The organism is Mycobacterium florentinum, from assembly GCF_010730355.1.
Taxonomy (GTDB): Bacteria; Actinomycetota; Actinomycetes; order Mycobacteriales; family Mycobacteriaceae; genus Mycobacterium; species Mycobacterium florentinum.
Window position 1 is genome coordinate 2,396,768 of sequence record NZ_AP022576.1, and the last position, 17,330, is coordinate 2,414,097.

The following is a 17,330-nucleotide window of genomic DNA, read 5'->3' on the forward strand; positions in this document are numbered from 1 at the left end:
ACCAGCGACTTACCCAGCGACCAGGTCCCGGCGCTGAGTGAATTTGATGTCGAGGCTGCGCAGGTGGGTCTGCAGCCCCGCGTCCTGAACGGGAATCAGGTGGGCCGGCTGATCGGTCTCGTTGAAGTGGGCGTGCCACATGCCCGGCGGGGTGGTGAAGGCACCACCGGCCTGCCAGTCCACCCGGATCGGGTCGACGATGTCGCCGCGCTCGTCGAGTCGCGTTCCCAGCAACGAGTAGCAACCGGCCGGCGGTGCGTCGAGAATGAGATCCAATGCGACCGACTGGTGCCGATGCGGGCGCTGCTCCTGATTGGGAGGCAGCACGCCGAACATTGCCCACAGGACGTGAGTGATGGTCAGCGTCTGCTCCTGGTTCTGGTTGGCCAGCAACACGCTCACCCGGCTCCTGTCGTTGGCGCCGGGACGCGAGGCGATCTCGTCCAGCTTGGTCACCGCGTCCGTGCGGCAGAACTTGGTCGCGGCGAACCTCGGCTCACGCGCCTCGGCGCCCAGGTAGCGCAGCAGCGGCTCGTCGTGCACCCAGTACATGGCCGCCTCCGAGTCGGCGTAGAACACCGAGCGGCAACCGGCGGGCAGGGTCAGGAAGTCACCCTTCTCCCACTTGACCAGCTGGCCGTTGACCGCGGCGAAGCCGCGCCCGAACAGCACGTAGTACAGCTGCGAGGTGGCGTTGGGGCTGGTGTCGATCTGCTCGCCGGCACGGATACGGACGAAGTTGGCCAGCAGCGCGGGACTGGTCGCCGCACCGGTGATGCCGAGGTCCGACGACAGATCCAGCGGCACGATGCCGGTCGGCTGATCCAGGTAGACCTCGGGACCGAACTGGGTGACCGGGACCTGCGGGGCATATCCGGCGCCGATCGGGTTGGCGGCCTTGGAGTACTCGAAGTAGCGGGCTTCATCGGCCCAGTCGGCGAAACGGCCCTCGAATCCGTACTCGGCCACGTTGGTCATCGGGGCAGGAATCGTCGGGTCCAAATTCACGGACATTGCACGTCTCCTTAGTGCTCAAGTACTTCTTGTGTTTGAATCGTATCTATCTTGTATCTCAGTGTCAATCGGAGCTCCGGTATGGTCATGGACACACTTGAGATACGACTTAGCTACAAGGGGGTGCCGTGGCGACAAAGGGCGCACGGGCCGGCACGGCCAAGGACCGGGCGCTGGAGTACGTCAAGGCCCAGGTGCTCACCGGCGCGTTTCCCGGCGGCGAACTGATCAGCGAGGGCGACATCGCCACCGCGCTGGGCATGTCGCGGACCCCGGTGCGCGAAGCCTTTCTGCGCATGGAGGCCGAAGGACTGCTGCGGCTGTATCCACAACGCGGGGCGCTCGTCGTCCCGGTCTCGCCCGAGGAAGTCCGCGCGGTCATCGAGGCCCGGCTGGTGCTCGAGCAGTACGCGACCCGCAAGGTGGTCGGACGCGGACCCACCGTGTCCGCCGCCGTGTTCGGACGATTGTCGGCCGAGTTGCGGCGCCAGCACGACGCCGCGGCGGCGAACGACTGGCGGGAATTCCTCGACTCCGACCGGGCCTTCCACGCCATCACCCTCGACGAATCGCAGAACGCGATCTTGGCGGGTTTCTACTCCACACTGCGCGATCGTCAGATGCGGATGATCGGCGAATCGGCACAGCGCGAACCGGATCGGGTCGCGACGATCATGCGCGAGCACCTCGCGATCGCCGAGGCACTGCGCGACGGCGATCTGCCGCGGGCGCTGCAGGCCGTGCAGACCCACCTGGCCAGCACGGTGCACGCCATCGGCCTCGCCGTCGACGTGTCGTTGATCTGATTTTTCGGCGCGCGGGCCGACACGATCGTTCGCGCGTGCCAAAACCTTCCGAACCCGCGTCGCGTCGTGCTAGAACTCCCTACACGGGGTCAACCTCTTCTGGCGGGGGTTCAACCAAAACTGCTGTGCCGTTTTACTGATCCATCCGAAAGGCAACGACGCCATGGACTTTGGGTTGCTCATGCCGGAAATCAACTCCGGTCGCATGTACGCCGGACCCGGGTCCGGGCCGATGCTGGCCGCCGCGGCGGCCTGGGATGACCTCGCCGCTCAGCTGGAATCGGCTGCCAGCGCCTACTTTTCGGAAGTCTCGGGTTTGACTGGCCAGACCTGGTTCGGCCCGTCGTCGATGCGGATGGCCGCGGCCGCCACACCGTACGTCGCCTGGCTGCAGGCGGCCGCCGCCCAGGCCGCGCAAACCTCGGCGCAGGCGTACGCGGCGGCAGCGGCCTACGAAGCGGCGTTCGCCATGACGGTCCCGCCACCGGTGATCGCGGCGAACCGGGCCCAGCTGATGGCGCTGGTCGCGACCAACTTCTTCGGGCAGAACACCCCGGCGATCGCGGCCACCGAAGCCCAGTACGCCCAGATGTGGGTCCAGGACGCCGCCGCGATGTACACCTACGCCGCCGACTCGACGACGGTGAGCACCCTGACGCCGTATGAAGAGCCGCCGCAGACCACCAACTCGACCGGGCAGGCCGATCAGGCCCGCACGATGGCCCAGAACGCAGGCAATCTCACCAGCGCCCGCACCCAATCCCTGGTGCAGCAGGTGTCGACCAACACCACCGGGCCCGGTGGCATCGACTACACGCCCGTCGGCGACGCCGACCCCCCGATCCCGCCCGGAACGTCGGCCAACGTGCCGCCGCTGAGCATCATCTCCGTCGGGACCAACACGCACATGATCGTCGAAGCCGGGTCGGTCACCATGGCACCCACCGGCGTCGCCGGGTTCGTCGAAGTCACCGCCCAGAGCGGTTCGACCATCACCCTCAACTCCGGCAGCGTCTTTACCGCGGGAGTCCTCCCGCAGTGGGTAAACGTGGCCACCGGCGCCAACGTGAGCGGCGTCGTAAACGTCGGCGTTGGAGAAAGCCTCACCCTGACCCCCAAATTCGCCATCGGGGCCATTGGCTTCATCAACTCCGGCTCCGTCACGCTCGGTCCGGGAACCGGCCTCATCACCGTGAACGACACCGCCGTCGGGTTCGCCGGCCTCTCCGGCGCGACCCTCACCAACGCCGCGGGCAGCGTCTCCTACAGCGCCCCGGCACCCGCGTTGGCCACGGCGGCCAGCTCGCCCGGGCTGGCCGGAACCGCCGGAATCCAACCCCAATTCAACGCCGACGGCCTTGCGGACTGGGCCCGCCGCATTGTGGCCCCCGCGGAAGAAGCTGCCGCGGCAGCGGCTTTGGGGTAAGCACGAACCATGAAGCACTACATGGCCGGCGGATTGGCTGCCGCGCTGGTGGCCGCAGGAATGATCGCGGCCGCGCCGCCGGCCAGCGCCGGCTGCCAGTACGGCGGACCCATCATCAGCAAGTGCGACGGCCCCATCCAGCCCGACGGCACCTGGGAACGCTGCGTGGTCACGAAGAATCTGGTGGCCAACGGTGCCAGTTCCTTCTTCGTGCCCGAACGGACCTGCAACGTCATCGGCCCGGGCGGTCTGGACCCGCACATCGACGGCTGAGCTACTTGTCGGGGGCGGTCGATATACTCGAACACATGTTCGAAACATCGGCCCTGCTTACCCGCATCGGCGACGCCGCACGAGCCGAAGCCCAGGCCGCGGCTGAGCGCCTGCTCGCGATCGGTGACCTGTTCAGATTGCGGCAGGCCCAGCACGGCGATCGCGCGCAGTGGGCGGCCGACACCAGTGACGCGGTGGCTGCCGAAGTCGCGGCAGCGCTCGGAACGAGTGTGGCGATGGGCCACAGCAACCTGCGATATGCCCGCGCCATGCAGGAACGACTTCCAGCTGTATCAGCGATTTTTCGGGCCGGGGACATCGACTTCCGGCTTTTTCGCACCATCGTGTTTCGCACCGACCTGATCGTCGACGCCGAGGCCCTGGCTGCCGTCGATGGCCAACTGGCCGTCAAGGCGCCGCGCTGGCCGTCGATGACCAGCTGGAAGCTCGCGACGGAGATCGATCGCGTGGTGGCCAGGATCGACCGGGATGCGGTGCGCCGATCGCGCGAGTATGCGGAGGACCGCTATTTCAAGGTCAGCCCGATGGAAGCGGGCACGGCGCTGATCAACGGCACCGTTTTCGCGACGACGGGCCAAGCGCTGGATCGCCGGCTCGACGAACTCGCCAAGACGGTGTGCGCCGACGATCCACGGACGATCGAGCAGCGCCGCGCCGACGCATTGGGCGCACTGGCGGCAGGTCAGGACCGGCTGCCGTGCGGATGCGTTCGCGCCGACTGCCCGGCCGGTTCCGCGCCCCGCCAACACAACTCCGTGGTGATTCACGTGGTCGCCGACCGCGCCACCGTGGACGGGTCCGGTGCGGCTCCGGGATTTCTGTACGGCGATAGCATCATTCCGGCCGAGCTTGTCCGCGAGCTGGCGAAAATGGCTAAGCTGCAACCGATTACAACACCGATTGCGCCGGAGCGGGCTTACATTCCGTCTCGGGCGCTAGCCGACTTCGTGCGGGCCCGCGACCTCACCTGCCGGGCCCCGGGCTGCGACCGCCCAGCAACCGAATGCGACATCGACCACACCGTGCCCCACGGCGACGGCGGCGCCACCCATCCGTCGAACCTCAAGTGCTTGTGCCGAAAACATCACCTGCTCAAGACTTTCTGGGGCTGGCGCGACCAGCAGCTGGCTGATGGCACCGTTATCTGGACCCTGCCCGGCGGGCAGACCCACGTCACCACACCCGGCAGCGCGCTGCTCTTCCCCGCCCTGTGCGCCTGCGTGGACCCGCCGCCGGTTGTCGGGATGCCATACCCGGACCGCGACAACCGCGAAGCGATGATGCCGACCCGGACCCACACCCGCGCACGGAACCGGGCCGCGAAGATCGCCGCCGAACGCCGGCACAACCGAGCCGCTCGCGAAGCCCGCAAAAAGCGTTGGGAATATGCCCGCGTCGGACCGTCCGACGACGACGAACCGCCGCCGTTCTAGCCGATCAGCACCGCATACCGCGGCTTGATCACCTCGTCGATGAGCGCCAGCCGCTCGTCAAACGGAATGAACGCCGACTTCATCGCGTTGATGGTGAACCTCTCGAGATCGCTCCACCCGTAGCCGAAAGCCTCTACCAAACGGTGCATTTCGAGGCTCATCGTGGTGTCGCTCATCAGCCGGTTGTCGGTGTTGACGGTGACCCGGAAGCGCGCGCGGGCCAGCAGGTCGAAGGGATGGTCGGCGATGCTCTTGACGGCGCCGGTCTGCACGTTCGAGCTCGGGCACAGTTCCAGCGGAATCCGCTTGTCGCGCAGGATCGATGCCAGCCTACCCAGCTCAACACCGCCGCCCTCGACGATCTCGATATCGTCGACGATGCGCACCCCATGGCCGAGCCGGTCGGCGGCACAGAACGCGATCGCCTCGTGAATGGACGGCAGACCGAATGCCTCACCGGCATGAATAGTGAAGCGCGCGTTGTGATCTCGCATGTATTCGAACGCGTCCAGGTGACGCGTCGGCGGGTAACCGGCCTCGGCGCCGGCGATGTCGAACCCGACAACTCCCCTGTCCCGGAAGCGAATTGCCAGCTCGGCGATCTCCCGTGACATTGCGGCGTGACGCATCGCGGTGACCAGTAGGCGCACGACGATCGGACGTCCGGCCGCCGCGGCGGCCTTCTCCCCGGCGGCGAAGCCTTCCAGCACGGCATCGACGATCTCGTCGAAGGAAAGCCCGCGGTTGATGTGTAGCTCAGGGGCGAAACGGATCTCGGCGTAGATCACGGAGTCGGCGGCCAGGTCTTCGACGCACTCGTAGCCGACGCGGAACAATGCCTCCGGCGTCTGCATCACGGCCACGGTGTGGGAGAACGGCTCCAGGTAGCGCTCCAGCGAGCCGCTGTGCGAGCGGGTGCGAAACCAGGTCGCCAGCTCGTCGGCGTCGGTGGCGGGCAGCTCGTCGTAGCCGATCTCGCCAGCGATCTCCAGCACGGTCGACGGGCGCAAGCCCCCGTCGAGGTGATCGTGCAGCAGCGCCTTGGGCGCCTTCTGGATCTGCCGCAACTCCAGCGGGGCGCTCACGACGCGACCCCGATGATCAGCGGTCGCGGCTCCGGCGCCGTATCGCCCACACTCCAACCGCGGTCCAGCTCGGCCAGCGCGGCACCGAAGCGTTCGGGGCTGTCGGTGTAGAGGGTGAACAACGGCTCACCGGCCACCACCGGCTGCCCCGGACGACGGTGAATCCTGACGCCGGCGCCGGGTTGCACCTGCCCACCCGGGCGGGATCGACCCGCGCCGAGTCGCCAAGCTGCCAGCCCCACTGCCATAGCATCGATGTTTCCCATTGTGCCGCTCCGCGCCGCGATCACGGTCTCCGAATGTGAACCGATTGGCAACGGTACCGACAAGTCGCCGCCCTGGGCCGCGACCAGCCGGCGGAATAGGTCCATCGCGGTGCCATCGCGCAGGGTCTGGGCGGGATCGCGCCCGGCAATCCCGGCCAGCTCCAGCATCTCGGCGGCCAGCCGCACCGTCAGCCCCACCACGTCGGGTGGCCCACCGCCGGCCAGCACCTCGAGCGCCTCGCCCACCTCGAGCGCATTGCCGACCGTCGCGCCCAGCGGGGAGTCCATGTCCGTCAGCACCGCCCGGGTCGGCACACCGTGGGCCGCGCCCAACCCGACCATGGTTTCGGCCAGTTCGCGGCACTGCGTCTCCGACGCCATCAGCGCCCCGTCACCGACCTTGACGTCGAGGACCAGCGCGCCGATGCCCTCGGCCAGTTTCTTGCTCATGATCGAGCTGGCGATCAACGGCAAGGAGTCGACCGTGGCGGTGATGTCGCGCAGCGCATAGAGCTTTTTGTCGGCGGGCGCCAGCTCACCGGCGGCGAAGATCGCCGCCCCGATATCGCAAAGTTGTTGGCGCACTTGCTGCTTGGAAATTCCCGCGGTGAAGCCCGCGATCGACTCCAGCTTGTCCAGGGTGCCACCGGTATGGCCGAGACCGCGGCCGGAGACCTTGGGCACCGCGCCGCCACAGGCGGCGACGACGGGCACCAACACCAGCGTCGTCTTGTCCCCGACCCCACCGGTCGAATGCTTGTCCACGGTGGCCAACGGTTTACCGTCTACTCGCAGATCGCTGAAATCCAGCCGGTCGCCCGACGCCAGCATCGCCGCCGTCCACCGGACGATCTCGCCGTGATCCATGCCGCGCCAAAAGATCGCCATCAACAGCGCCGCCATCTGCTCCTCGGCAACGCGCCCAGCGGTATAGGCGTCGACGACCCAGTCGATCGCGGCATCGGACAACCGAGTCCCGTCGCGCTTGGTCTTGATGACCGTCGGGGCGTCGAATGCGAAGTCAGTCAACGACGTTCCCGGGCAAGATCATCGGCATCGAACGGATCGGGCAGCAGCTCCTCGAGGCGGCGGGGACCGGCCGGATGCGCGATCAGCAGGTCGCGCCCGCCGTGCTCCAGCAGGACCTGGCGGCAGCGCCCGCACGGCATCAACAGCACCCCCTGTGAGTCAACGCACACCAGGGCAACCAACCGCCCGCCACCGCTCGCATGCAGGGCAGACACCACACCGCATTCGGCACAGAGACCAAGGCCATATGAGACATTCTCCACATTGCAGCCGGTGACCACGCGGCCGTCGTCGACCAATGAGGCCGCACCGACCGGGAATTGCGAATATGGGGCATAAGCTCCCGCCGCCACCTGTATTGCTTTGTCCCGCAGCAAATTCCAATCAATATCAGGCATACCACAACCTCAATCACCGATGGGCCCAGTCCAGAAAGCCACCCTAACCCCGGCACGAAAGCACCGTTGATGAATGGTGTCGGCCGGTTCCGGACACATCGTTGCCGGGCTAAGCTCGATTGCCCGGCTTTAGTTTCGCGGACCACATGAGGACCGGTTTGAGCACTGAGACCACAGAGCCATCACGCAAGCGGCGGCCACCACGGACCCTGTATCGGGGAGATCCGGGAATGTGGTCGTGGGTGCTGCATCGCATCACCGGCGCGACGATCTTCTTCTTCCTTTTCGTGCACGTCCTGGATACCGCCCTGGTCCGGGTGAGCCCGCAGACCTACAACGAAGTGATCGCGACCTATAAGACGCCGATCGTCGGGCTGATGGAGTTCGGGTTGGTCGCCGCGGTGCTTTTCCACGCACTCAACGGGATCCGCATCATCTTGATCGACTTCTGGTCGGAGGGGCCGCGGCACCAGAAGACGATGCTGTGGGTCATCGCCGTCGTCTACCTGTTGGTCATGGTGCCCGCCGCGGTGGCCATCGGCATTCACATGATGGAGCACTTCCGATGAGCAGCCCCGACCTTCAGCTCGGCCGCGGTGAGGTCGCGCCGGTTCTGCAGCGCAGCCACGACCGCCCGCCCAGCCTGGACAACCCGCGCTCGCCGCGGCGGCGCGCCGGCATCCCCAACTTCGAGAAATTCGCGTGGCTGTTCATGCGGTTTTCCGGTGTCGCGCTGGTGTTCCTGGCGGTCGGGCACCTGTTCATCATGCTGATGTGGGAAAACGGCGTGTACCGCATCGACTTCAACTACGTCGCTCAACGCTGGGCGTCGCCGTTCTGGCAATTCTGGGACCTGTCGCTGCTGTGGCTGGCGCAATTGCACGGCGGTAATGGCCTGCGCACCATCATCGACGACTACAGCCGTAAAAACAGCACCCGGTTCTGGCTGAACAGCCTGCTGCTGTTGTCGATGGGATTCACCTTGGTGCTGGGTACCTACGTGCTGATGACCTTCGACCCCAATATCGGAGGCTGACCGATGATTCAGCATCACAAATACGACGTGTTGATCGTCGGCGCGGGCGGCGCCGGAATGCGGGCCGCCGTCGAGGCCGGCCCCCGGGTGCGCACCGCGGTGCTGACAAAGCTCTACCCCACCCGCAGCCACACCGGCGCCGCGCAGGGCGGCATGTGCGCGGCGCTGGCCAACGTCGAGGACGACAACTGGGAATGGCACACCTTCGACACCGTCAAGGGCGGTGACTATCTCGCGGACCAGGACGCCGTCGAGATCATGTGCAAGGAAGCCATCGACGCGGTGCTCGACCTGGAGAAGATGGGGATGCCGTTCAACCGCACCCCCGAGGGCCGCATCGACCAGCGCCGCTTCGGCGGTCACACCCGCGACCACGGCAAGGCCCCGGTGCGCCGGGCCTGCTACGCCGCCGACCGCACCGGCCACATGATCCTGCAGACGCTCTACCAAAACTGCGTCAAGCACGACGTGCAGTTCTTCAACGAGTTCTACGCGCTCGACCTGGTGCTCACCCAAACGCCGAGCGGACCGGTGGCCACCGGCGTGGTCGCCTACGAGCTGGCCACCGGACGTATCCACGTATTCCACGCCAAGGCCATCGTGCTGGCGACCGGCGGCTCGGGCCGCATGTACAAGACGACCTCCAACGCGCACACGCTGACCGGCGACGGCATTGGCATCGTGTTCCGCAAAGGACTTCCGTTGGAGGACATGGAGTTTCACCAGTTCCACCCGACCGGCCTGGCCGGGCTGGGCATCCTGATCTCCGAGGCGGTGCGCGGCGAGGGTGGCCGGTTGCTCAACGGCGAGGGCGAGCGCTTCATGGAACGCTACGCCCCGACGATCGTCGACCTGGCTCCCCGCGACATCGTCGCCCGCTCGATGGTCCTGGAGGTCCTGGAGGGCCGCGGCGCGGGCCCGCACAAGGACTACGTCTACATCGACGTCCGCCACCTCGGTGAGGACGTGCTGGAATCCAAGCTGCCCGACATCACCGAGTTCGCCCGCACCTATCTGGGCGTGGACCCGGTCAAGGATCTGGTGCCGGTCTACCCGACCTGTCACTACGTGATGGGCGGCATCCCCACCACGGTCACCGGACAGGTGTTGCGGGACAACACATCTACCGTCCCGGGCCTGTACGCGGCCGGCGAGTGCGCGTGCGTGTCCGTGCACGGCGCCAACCGGCTGGGCACCAACTCGCTGCTGGACATCAACGTCTTCGGCCGCCGCGCCGGCATCGCCGCGGCCGGCTACGCCCAGGGCCACGACTTCGTCGACATGCCACCGGAACCCGAGGCGATGGTGGTCGGCTGGGTGGCCGACATTCTGTCCGAACACGGCAACGAGCGCGTCGCCGACATCCGCGGCGCCCTGCAGCAGACGATGGACAACAACGCCGCCGTGTTCCGCACCGAGGAAACCCTGAAGCAGGCGTTGACCGACATCCACGCGCTCAAGGAGCGCTACTCCCGAATCACCGTGCACGACAAGGGAAAACGTTTCAACAGCGACCTGCTGGAAGCCATGGAACTGGGCTTCCTCCTGGAGCTGGCCGAAGTCACCGTCGTCGGGGCCTTGAATCGCAAGGAGTCTCGCGGTGGCCACGCCCGGGAGGACTACCCGAACCGGGACGACGTGAACTACATGCGCCACACGATGGCCTACAAGCAGGGCAGCGAGCTGTTGAGTGACATCGCGCTCGACTTCAAACCCGTCGTGCAGACGCGCTACGAACCCAAGGAGCGGAAGTACTGATGTCTGTCGAAGCACCGGACGCACCAGAGGCCCTGCCCGCGGAACCACCCCTGCCGCAGGTTCCGGACGGCGCGGTGATGGTGACGCTGAAGATCGCCAGGTTCAACCCGGACGACCCCGATGCCTTTGCGAAAACCGGTGGCTGGCAAAGCTTTCGGGTACCGTGTCTGCCCAGCGACCGGTTGCTCAACCTGCTGATCTACATCAAGGGCTACCTGGACGGCACGCTCACCTTCCGGCGCTCCTGCGCACACGGCGTGTGCGGGTCGGACGCGATGCGGATCAACGGCGTCAACCGGCTGGCCTGCAAGGTGCTGATGCGCGACCTGCTGCCCAAAAAACCGGGCAAGTCGCTGACCATCACGGTCGAACCGATCCGCGGACTGCCGGTGGAGAAGGATCTGGTGGTCGACATGGAGCCGTTCTTCGACGCCTACCGCGCGGTCAAGCCGTACCTGATCACCAGCGGCAACCCGCCGACCCGGGAGCGGATCCAAAGCCCGACCGACCGCGCCCGCTACGACGACACCACCAAGTGCATCCTGTGCGCGTGCTGCACCACCAGTTGCCCGGTGTTCTGGAGCGAGGGCACCTACTTCGGCCCCGCCGCGATCGTCAACGCGCATCGGTTCATCTTCGACAGCCGCGACGAGGCCGCCGGTGAACGCCTGGACATCCTCAACGAGGTCGACGGCGTGTGGCGCTGCCGGACCACGTTCAACTGCACGGAGTCCTGCCCGCGCGGCATTCAGGTCACGAAGGCGATCCAAGAGGTCAAGCGCGCGCTGATGTTCTCACGCTGAGCCCGGCGGCATTGCACTCGGCGACCAGGTCGTCGACCACCGCCTGCCAGGCCGCTTCGTCGATGCAGAGCTGGCTGGCGGTGAGCACCAGGCGGTCGGGTTCTCCCGGCAGCAGCGAGACCGCGAACAACCGGCCGGTGTGCATGTCGAAGCTGGCCAAATGCCGCGCGACGACGTCGGTGATGGTGCCGCCGGGGGGCTCCACTCCCCACGCCCAGCCACCGCCCGGACGCGTCATCCAGATCTTCAGTTTCGACTCGAACACGGTGCCAAGGTCGGGGTGAGCAGCGAAGACCGTGTCGACCGCGGCGCGGATGCGCGCCTGGTCCAGCCGCGGTTCGGCGACCAACACCTCCGTGTGAGTGGCGGGCTCGATGTCTTCCAGACGGGGCGGCTCGTCGAAATAGCAGTAAGTCATCGCCACAGACTTGCCGGGGATCCTTAATGGATTCTTGGGAAATTCTTGGGATCAAGATCGCCTCAGTCGGTCACACTTGGCAGAGCTGCGTCGTCTGAGGGGTATGACACAGAAAACACGGATCGAGCCCCTACCACCCAAGAGCGCCGGACTGATGACCCGCGCTATGTACCGGATCGCCAAGCGCCGCTACGGCCAGGTTCCCGAACCGTTCGCGGTGGCCGCGCATCATCGCCGGCTGATGGTCGCCGGCGCCGTGCACGAGACCCTGATCGACCGGGCGTCACGCGCGCTTCCGGTCAGCGTGCGTGAGCTTGCCGTCTACCGGACGGCGCGCGCGATCGGCTGCGCGTGGTGCGTCGACTTCGGGTCCATGCTGCAGCGCCTGGACGGCCTGGACATCAACCGGCTCAAGGAGATCGACGACTACGCCACCTCGACGGCGTTCACCGACGACGAGCGCGCCGCCATCGCCTACGCCGACGCCATGACCACCGATCCGCACACCGTCACCGACGAACAGGTGGCCGACCTGCGGGCCCGCTTCGGCGACGCCGGGGTGATCGAGCTGACCTATCAGATCGGGGTGGAGAACATGCGGGCCCGGATGAACACCGCGCTGGGCATCACCGAGCAGGGCTTCAATTCCGGTGACAGCTGCCGCATTCCGTGGGCTACCGAGAGTTCAGCGGAGAACCGGTGAACTTGTCGGGGTTGGCGATATCCCATAGCGCGCAGACCTTTCCGTCGCGCACCGTCAGGGCCGTGATCCGCGGCAACATCTCCCGATAGCCGTCGCTGGCGGGGCAGCCGGGGCTGTACATCCCCAGCTCGCCGTTGATCAGCCCGAATTGATGCACGGTGTACATCGCCGGGCCGTAGCGTTGCGCCAGGCCCTGGATGAACCGGACCACCTTGTCCGCGCCGCGGATGACGTTGATTGCCGTGGGCGCCTTGCCATTCGAATCGCCGGTGAACGTCACATCCGGGTGCAGCAGCGACACCACGGTTTCCAGGTCGCCCTCGGCAATCGCCGCGAGCAACTTGCCGACCACCTCGGCGTGCGCCGGATCGGGTTTCGGCGGCGGCTGGTGCGCGACGGCCTTGCGGGCCCTCGACGCCAGCTGCCGGGCGGCGGGCTCGTTGGTGCCCAGCACCTCGGCCACTTCCGCGAACGGCATCGAGAACCCGTCGTGCAACACGAAGGCGACCCGCTGATCCGGCGACAACCGTTCCAGCACGACCATCGCCGCGAACCGGGCATCCTCGCGAGCCACCACGGCCGACAGCGGATCGTTACCGTCGAAGCCGGTCACCACCGGTTCGGGCAGCCAGGTGCCGGTGTAGCTCTCCCGGCGGTGGGCGGCCGACCGCAACCGGTCCAGCCCCAACCGGCTCACCACGGTGGTCAGCCAGGCGCGTAGATCGGCGATCGCCCCATCCTGTTTGTCCCACCGCAGCCAGGCTTCCTGGACGATGTCTTCCGCGTCGGCAACGGTGCCCGTCACCCGGTAAGCCACCGCCATCAGATGCGGCCGCAGCGCTTCGAAATCTGTGACCTGCGTCGCGGTCATGTCCCGAGCCTATGCGCTTCCCGACCAATACTGTGCGCGCATTGGCTAATGACTAGGCGGTCTCTAACGCGACAGTGAAGGTGGAGGAAACGCGTCAAGTATCGAGAGGGAATCATGACGGGGCGATTGGAAGGCAAGGTCGCGTTCATCACCGGCGCCGCCCGCGGCCAGGGCCGCGCTCACGCCGTGCGGTTCGCGGAAGAAGGCGCCGACATCATTGCCGTGGACATCTGTCAGCAGATCGACAGCGTCGCCTACCCGTTGGGGTGCCCAGAGGACCTGGACGAGACGGTCAACCTGGTGGAGAAGACCGGGCGCCGCATCGTCGCCGGGCAGGCCGATGTCCGTGACTTCGAGCGTCTTGGGTCGGTGCTGGCCGACGGCGTTGCCGAACTCGGCCGCCTGGACTTCGTCCTGGCCAATGCCGGCGTGGCACCGGGCTTCGGCCTCGCCGAGCCGACAGTGAGTTCGTACCTCGACGCGATCGACGTCCTGCTCAACGGTGTCTATTGCACGATCGAAGCGACCCTGCCCCATCTGCTCGCCCACCACGACGGCGGCGCGATCGTCATCACCAGCTCGGCGGCCGGATTCAAATCCGTCTCGCGCGATTTCGACACGCGCAACCCTGGTCTGGCCGGCTACACCGCGGCCAAGCATGGCGTCATCGGGCTGATGCGTTATTACGCCACCACATTGGCGGAGAAGGAGATTCGGGTGAACTCCGTGCATCCGACCGGAGTGGCCACGCCGATGGTTCACAACGACGTCTTCGACAAATACTTAGAGCAGCACCCGGCGTTCGCGACGGCCTTCACCAATCTGCTGCCCGTCTCGGTGATCGATCCCGAGGATGTCTCGGAGGCGATGCTCTACCTGTGCGCCAAGTCCGGTCGCTACATCACGGGCACGACGCTGTCGGTGGATGCCGGAATATTGCTCAAGTGATTGCCGCCCGTGGCGTTACGCTCACGGGCACGATGACTGACAATCTTTGGCTGCACTTCGCCCGGCACGGCGCCGGCATCACGCCGCCGATCATCACCCGCGGTGAGGGCGTCACCATCTACGACGATCGCGGCAAGAGTTATCTGGACGGGCTGTCCGGGCTCTTCACGGTGCAGGTCGGTCACGGCCGCACCGAACTGGCCGAGGTCGCGGCCCGGCAAGCGAGCACGCTGGCTTTCTTCCCGCTGTGGGGATACGCCACCCCCACCGCGATCGAGCTGGCCGAGCGCCTGGCCGGCTATGCCCCGGGCGACCTCAACCGGGTCTTCTTCACCACCGGCGGCACCGAGGCCGTCGAGTCGGCGTGGAAAGTGGCCAAGCAGTTTTTCAAGCTCACCGGCAAACCCGGTAAATACAAGGTGATTTCGCGGGCGATCGCCTACCACGGCACCACCCAGGGCGCGCTCGCGATCACCGGGCTGCCGCGCTTCAAGGCGCCGTTCGAACCGGTCACACCGGGCGGCTTCCGGGTGCCCAACACGAACTTCTACCGCGCCCCCGAACCGTTCGGTACCGATGCAAAAGCCTTCGGGCAGTGGGCCGCCGACCGGATCGCCGAGGCGATCGAGTTCGAGGGGCCCGACACCGTGGCCGCGGTGTTCCTGGAACCGGTGCAGAACGCCGGCGGCAGCATCCCCGCTCCCCCAGGCTATTTCGAGCGGGTGCGGGAGATCTGCGACGCCTACGACGTGCTGCTGGTCTCCGACGAGGTGATCTGCGCGTTCGGCCGGATCGGCTCGATGTTCGCCTGCGACGATATGGGCTACGTGCCCGACATGATCACCTGCGCCAAGGGCATGACGTCGGGCTACTCGCCGATCGGCGCGATGATCGCCAGCGAGCGGCTGTTCGAGCCGTTCAACGACGGCGAGACCATGTTCCCGCACGGGTATACCTTTGGCGGCCACCCGGTTTCGGCCGCCGTCGGGCTGGCCAACCTCGACATCTTCGAGCGCGAGGGCATCAACGACCACGTCAAGACCAACGCGCCCGTCTTCCGCGCCACCCTGGACAAGCTTTACGACCTGCCGATCGTCGGCGACGTTCGCGGCGAGGGCTTCTTCTACGGCGTCGAGCTCGTCAAGGACAAGGCGACCAAGCAAACCTTCACCGACACCGAACGCCGGTCACTGCTGGGGTACGTGTCGTCGGCCCTGTTCGAGGCCGGGTTGTATTGCCGCACCGACGATCGCGGCGATTCCGTCGTCCAGCTGGCGCCGCCGCTGATCAGCGGTCAGGCCGAGTTCGACACCATCGAATCGATCCTGCGCGGCGTGCTCAGCGAGGCGTACACGCGGCTCTAGCGGTACCTGTGGCCATCACCAGCTGGCGGGCGTGCGCCGCGCTCGGGTTGGTCACGAACCGCGACAGCGAGTTGCACAACCAGGCGAGTGCCGACCGCGCTTCGGGATCGACCGTGGCGTCGCGATGCATCTGCAGCTCGGACAGCACCCCGTCGAGTCCGGTACGTCGCACCTGAGTCGACTTCTCCACCTGCTTGAGCAGCTGTTCCAGCGAGCGCGGCGAGGTGCCCGACCCATTCGTGCCGTTCCGGCGCCGCCACTTTGACCACAATCGCTCGCTTGGAATGGCACACCCTTTTCGACGTTGACGGCTGTTGGTTCCTGCCAGCGTAGTGCGTCGATCCGCCGCACAGATGAACTTGTCACATACGCCCCAACAGTCACAGCGCGGCTCCCGCGAATCCGGCGCCCCATCGCCTAGTCTGCACACCAATGCCCCGCTCAAAAGCTCTCGTACGTTCCGCATCCTGCCTGGCAGCGACCGTTTTTGTGATGGCCGCCCCGGCCGCTGCGGGCATGCCGGCCGCGCTCGCGGAGCCGAGCCCCGGGCCCAATGCCGGAGCGCCGAACTGCCCGTACAAGGTGAACACCCCACCGGCGGTGGACTCGTCGGAGGTACCGCAGGCCGGTGACCCGCCGATCCCGCTGGCGGTGCCGGCCAAGCCGGTGGGCGGCGAGGCGCTGAGCAGCTGCGGCATCGTCGCCGCGCCTGATACTCCGGCACTGCCGACCGACGTCTCCGCCGAGGCCTGGCTGGTCGCGGACCTGGACAGCGGCGCGGTGATCGCGGCCAAGGATCCGCATGGCCGCCACCGCCCGGCCAGCATCATCAAGGTCCTCGTCGCGATGGCCGTCCTGAACGCGCTGCCACTCAACAAGTCGGTGACCGGGACGGCCGACGACGCCTCCGCCGAGGGCACCAAGGTCGGCGTGGACGACGGCGGCGTCTACACCGTCAACCAACTGCTGCACGGGCTGCTGATGCACTCGGGTAACGACGCGGCGCACGCGCTGGCCATGCAGCTGGGCGGGATGCAGCAGGCGCTGGAGAAGATCAACGTGCTGGCCGCCAAGCTCGGCGGCCAGGACACCCGGGTGGCCACACCGTCGGGACTGGACGGACCCGGCATGAGCACTTCGGCCTACGACATCGGCCTGTTCTACCGATACGCCTGGCAGAACCCGACTTTCGCCGCCATCGTCGCGACCCGGACGTTCGACTTTCCCGGCCACGGCGACCACCCGGGCTACGAGCTGGAAAACGACAACCAGCTGCTCTACAAGTATCCGGGCGCCCTGGGCGGCAAGACCGGCTACACCGACGACGCCGGCCAGACGTTCGTGGGCGCCGCGAACCGCGACGGCCGGCGGCTGGTGGCCGTGTTGATGCACGGCACCCGGCAACCGATCGCGCCCTGGGAGCAGGCGGCGCACCTGCTGGACTACGGCTTCGCCACCGCGCAGGGCACCCAGGTGGGTGCGCTGATCGCACCCGACCCGTCGCTGGCACCCAAGCAGGACAGCGCCGCGGACCGGCAGAGCAACGGCGCCCAGGCCGCCGGATTGCTGCCATCGGCCGACGCGTTGCCGGTGCGGGTGGGCGTGGGCATCATCGGCGCCATTGTCGTGTTCTCGTTGATCATGGTCGCGCGCTCGATGAACCGCCGGACCATATAAC

General features: G+C 66.8%; 18 protein-coding genes and 1 pseudogene. 12 read left to right on the forward strand and 7 right to left on the reverse strand.

What is annotated here, in order from left to right; translation table 11 throughout:
• Positions 1-9: 9 nt before the first annotated feature.
• Positions 10-1,014: a cupin domain-containing protein gene (locus G6N55_RS11195; RefSeq protein ID WP_085219961.1), complete on the reverse strand. Its 1,005-nt coding sequence runs from the start codon at positions 1,012-1,014 to the stop codon at positions 10-12.
• Positions 1,015-1,142: 128 nt separating this feature from the next.
• On the opposite strand from G6N55_RS11195, the gene G6N55_RS11200 reads away from it, so the two are divergent.
• The 4 genes from G6N55_RS11200 (at position 1,143) to G6N55_RS11215 (ending at position 4,973) form a co-directional block, all read left to right on the forward strand.
• Positions 1,143-1,820 carry a GntR family transcriptional regulator gene (locus G6N55_RS11200; RefSeq protein ID WP_085219960.1) on the forward strand — a complete coding sequence of 226 codons (678 nt, stop codon included), beginning with the start codon at positions 1,143-1,145 and terminating at the stop codon, positions 1,818-1,820.
• Between the two features lie 163 nt (positions 1,821-1,983).
• The gene (locus G6N55_RS30115) at positions 1,984-3,246 is read left to right on the forward strand and encodes a PPE family protein (protein ID WP_085219959.1); all 1,263 of its coding nucleotides are present in this window, start codon (positions 1,984-1,986) and stop codon (positions 3,244-3,246) included.
• Positions 3,247-3,255: 9 nt separating this feature from the next.
• Positions 3,256-3,519: a CDGP domain-containing protein gene (locus G6N55_RS11210; RefSeq protein WP_085219958.1), complete on the forward strand. Its 264-nt coding sequence runs from the start codon at positions 3,256-3,258 to the stop codon at positions 3,517-3,519.
• A gap of 35 nt (positions 3,520-3,554) precedes the next feature.
• On the forward strand, positions 3,555-4,973 hold the full coding sequence (locus G6N55_RS11215; protein ID WP_085219957.1) for an HNH endonuclease signature motif containing protein: 1,419 nt from the start codon (positions 3,555-3,557) through the stop codon (positions 4,971-4,973).
• Here G6N55_RS11215 and G6N55_RS11220 read toward each other — a convergent pair.
• The 3 genes from G6N55_RS11220 to G6N55_RS11230 are packed head-to-tail and all read right to left on the reverse strand — an operon-like array spanning position 4,970 to position 7,751.
• Positions 4,970-6,058 (reverse strand): adenosine deaminase, encoded by a 1,089-nt coding sequence (locus G6N55_RS11220; protein ID WP_085219956.1) that lies wholly within the window; start codon positions 6,056-6,058, stop codon positions 4,970-4,972. The genes G6N55_RS11215 and G6N55_RS11220 overlap by 4 nt on opposite strands.
• Entirely contained in the window at positions 6,055-7,353 is a 1,299-nt protein-coding gene (locus tag G6N55_RS11225; protein WP_085219955.1) for a thymidine phosphorylase, read from the reverse strand. Before G6N55_RS11225 ends, G6N55_RS11220 begins: the two co-directional genes overlap by 4 nt.
• Complete coding sequence (locus G6N55_RS11230; protein ID WP_085219954.1) at positions 7,350-7,751, reverse strand: cytidine deaminase; 402 nt, start codon at positions 7,749-7,751, stop codon at positions 7,350-7,352. Before G6N55_RS11230 ends, G6N55_RS11225 begins: the two co-directional genes overlap by 4 nt.
• Before the next feature lie 230 nt (positions 7,752-7,981).
• Here G6N55_RS11230 and sdhC point away from each other — a divergent pair, with 230 nt between their 5' ends.
• Genes sdhC through G6N55_RS11250 form a run of 4 tightly spaced genes read left to right on the forward strand, consistent with a single transcriptional unit; the run spans position 7,982 to position 11,348 of the window.
• Positions 7,982-8,320: a succinate dehydrogenase, cytochrome b556 subunit gene (gene sdhC / locus G6N55_RS11235; RefSeq protein ID WP_232078978.1), complete on the forward strand. Its 339-nt coding sequence runs from the start codon at positions 7,982-7,984 to the stop codon at positions 8,318-8,320.
• Positions 8,317-8,787: a succinate dehydrogenase hydrophobic membrane anchor subunit gene (locus tag G6N55_RS11240; protein WP_085219952.1), complete on the forward strand. Its 471-nt coding sequence runs from the start codon at positions 8,317-8,319 to the stop codon at positions 8,785-8,787. Before sdhC ends, G6N55_RS11240 begins: the two co-directional genes overlap by 4 nt.
• Positions 8,788-8,790: 3 nt before the next feature.
• Positions 8,791-10,545: a succinate dehydrogenase flavoprotein subunit gene (gene sdhA, locus G6N55_RS11245; protein WP_085219951.1), complete on the forward strand. Its 1,755-nt coding sequence runs from the start codon at positions 8,791-8,793 to the stop codon at positions 10,543-10,545.
• Entirely contained in the window at positions 10,545-11,348 is an 804-nt protein-coding gene (locus G6N55_RS11250) for a succinate dehydrogenase iron-sulfur subunit (protein ID WP_085219950.1), read from the forward strand. The genes sdhA and G6N55_RS11250 overlap by 1 nt, the downstream gene beginning before the upstream one ends.
• On the opposite strand, the gene G6N55_RS11255 is transcribed toward G6N55_RS11250, so the two are convergent.
• Positions 11,320-11,766 carry a condensation domain-containing protein gene (locus tag G6N55_RS11255; protein ID WP_085219949.1) on the reverse strand — a complete coding sequence of 149 codons (447 nt, stop codon included), beginning with the start codon at positions 11,764-11,766 and terminating at the stop codon, positions 11,320-11,322. The two genes, G6N55_RS11250 and G6N55_RS11255, sit on opposite strands and share 29 nt — an antisense overlap.
• Positions 11,767-11,836: 70 nt before the next feature.
• Between G6N55_RS11255 and G6N55_RS11260 the strand changes: the two are divergent.
• Positions 11,837-12,469, forward strand: a pseudogene (locus G6N55_RS11260) (carboxymuconolactone decarboxylase family protein); the annotation flags it as partial.
• On the opposite strand, the gene G6N55_RS11265 reads toward G6N55_RS11260, so the two are convergent.
• Positions 12,441-13,340 carry a sigma-70 family RNA polymerase sigma factor gene (locus G6N55_RS11265; protein ID WP_163667276.1) on the reverse strand — a complete coding sequence of 300 codons (900 nt, stop codon included), beginning with the start codon at positions 13,338-13,340 and terminating at the stop codon, positions 12,441-12,443. The pseudogene G6N55_RS11260 and the gene G6N55_RS11265 overlap by 29 nt on opposite strands.
• Before the next feature lie 114 nt (positions 13,341-13,454).
• Here G6N55_RS11265 and G6N55_RS11270 point away from each other — a divergent pair, with 114 nt between their 5' ends.
• Together G6N55_RS11270 and G6N55_RS11275 are read left to right on the forward strand one after the other, a co-directional pair.
• Positions 13,455-14,288, forward strand: coding sequence for a mycofactocin-coupled SDR family oxidoreductase (locus tag G6N55_RS11270; protein ID WP_085219946.1), 834 nt, complete (start codon positions 13,455-13,457; stop codon positions 14,286-14,288).
• Positions 14,289-14,320: 32 nt separating this feature from the next.
• Complete coding sequence (locus G6N55_RS11275; protein ID WP_085219945.1) at positions 14,321-15,652, forward strand: aspartate aminotransferase family protein; 1,332 nt, start codon at positions 14,321-14,323, stop codon at positions 15,650-15,652.
• Here the strand turns inward: G6N55_RS11275 and G6N55_RS11280 are convergent.
• The gene (locus tag G6N55_RS11280) at positions 15,627-15,863 is read right to left on the reverse strand and encodes a hypothetical protein (protein ID WP_179968178.1); all 237 of its coding nucleotides are present in this window, start codon (positions 15,861-15,863) and stop codon (positions 15,627-15,629) included. The two genes, G6N55_RS11275 and G6N55_RS11280, sit on opposite strands and share 26 nt — an antisense overlap.
• Positions 15,864-16,084: 221 nt before the next feature.
• On the opposite strand from G6N55_RS11280, the gene G6N55_RS11285 reads away from it, so the two are divergent.
• Positions 16,085-17,329 carry a D-alanyl-D-alanine carboxypeptidase family protein gene (locus tag G6N55_RS11285; protein WP_085219943.1) on the forward strand — a complete coding sequence of 415 codons (1,245 nt, stop codon included), beginning with the start codon at positions 16,085-16,087 and terminating at the stop codon, positions 17,327-17,329.
• Position 17,330: the final 1 nt, after the last annotated feature.

Bases quoted from the DNA above. Each gene is read 5' to 3' on its own strand.
- G6N55_RS11195 (WP_085219961.1), bottom strand. From the start codon at position 1,014: ATGTCCGTGAATTTGGACCCGACGATTCCTGCCCCGATGACCAACGTG.
- G6N55_RS30115 (WP_085219959.1), top strand. From the start codon at position 1,984: ATGGACTTTGGGTTGCTCATGCCGGAAATCAACTCCGGTCGCATGTAC.
- G6N55_RS11210 (WP_085219958.1), top strand. From the start codon at position 3,256: ATGAAGCACTACATGGCCGGCGGATTGGCTGCCGCGCTGGTGGCCGCA.
- G6N55_RS11215 (WP_085219957.1), top strand. From the start codon at position 3,555: ATGTTCGAAACATCGGCCCTGCTTACCCGCATCGGCGACGCCGCACGA.
- G6N55_RS11230 (WP_085219954.1), bottom strand. From the start codon at position 7,751: ATGCCTGATATTGATTGGAATTTGCTGCGGGACAAAGCAATACAGGTG.
- sdhC (WP_232078978.1), top strand. From the start codon at position 7,982: ATGTGGTCGTGGGTGCTGCATCGCATCACCGGCGCGACGATCTTCTTC.
- G6N55_RS11240 (WP_085219952.1), top strand. From the start codon at position 8,317: ATGAGCAGCCCCGACCTTCAGCTCGGCCGCGGTGAGGTCGCGCCGGTT.
- sdhA (WP_085219951.1), top strand. From the start codon at position 8,791: ATGATTCAGCATCACAAATACGACGTGTTGATCGTCGGCGCGGGCGGC.
- G6N55_RS11250 (WP_085219950.1), top strand. From the start codon at position 10,545: ATGTCTGTCGAAGCACCGGACGCACCAGAGGCCCTGCCCGCGGAACCA.
- G6N55_RS11255 (WP_085219949.1), bottom strand. From the start codon at position 11,766: ATGACTTACTGCTATTTCGACGAGCCGCCCCGTCTGGAAGACATCGAG.
- G6N55_RS11265 (WP_163667276.1), bottom strand. From the start codon at position 13,340: ATGACCGCGACGCAGGTCACAGATTTCGAAGCGCTGCGGCCGCATCTG.
- G6N55_RS11270 (WP_085219946.1), top strand. From the start codon at position 13,455: ATGACGGGGCGATTGGAAGGCAAGGTCGCGTTCATCACCGGCGCCGCC.
- G6N55_RS11275 (WP_085219945.1), top strand. From the start codon at position 14,321: ATGACTGACAATCTTTGGCTGCACTTCGCCCGGCACGGCGCCGGCATC.
- G6N55_RS11285 (WP_085219943.1), top strand. From the start codon at position 16,085: ATGCCCCGCTCAAAAGCTCTCGTACGTTCCGCATCCTGCCTGGCAGCG.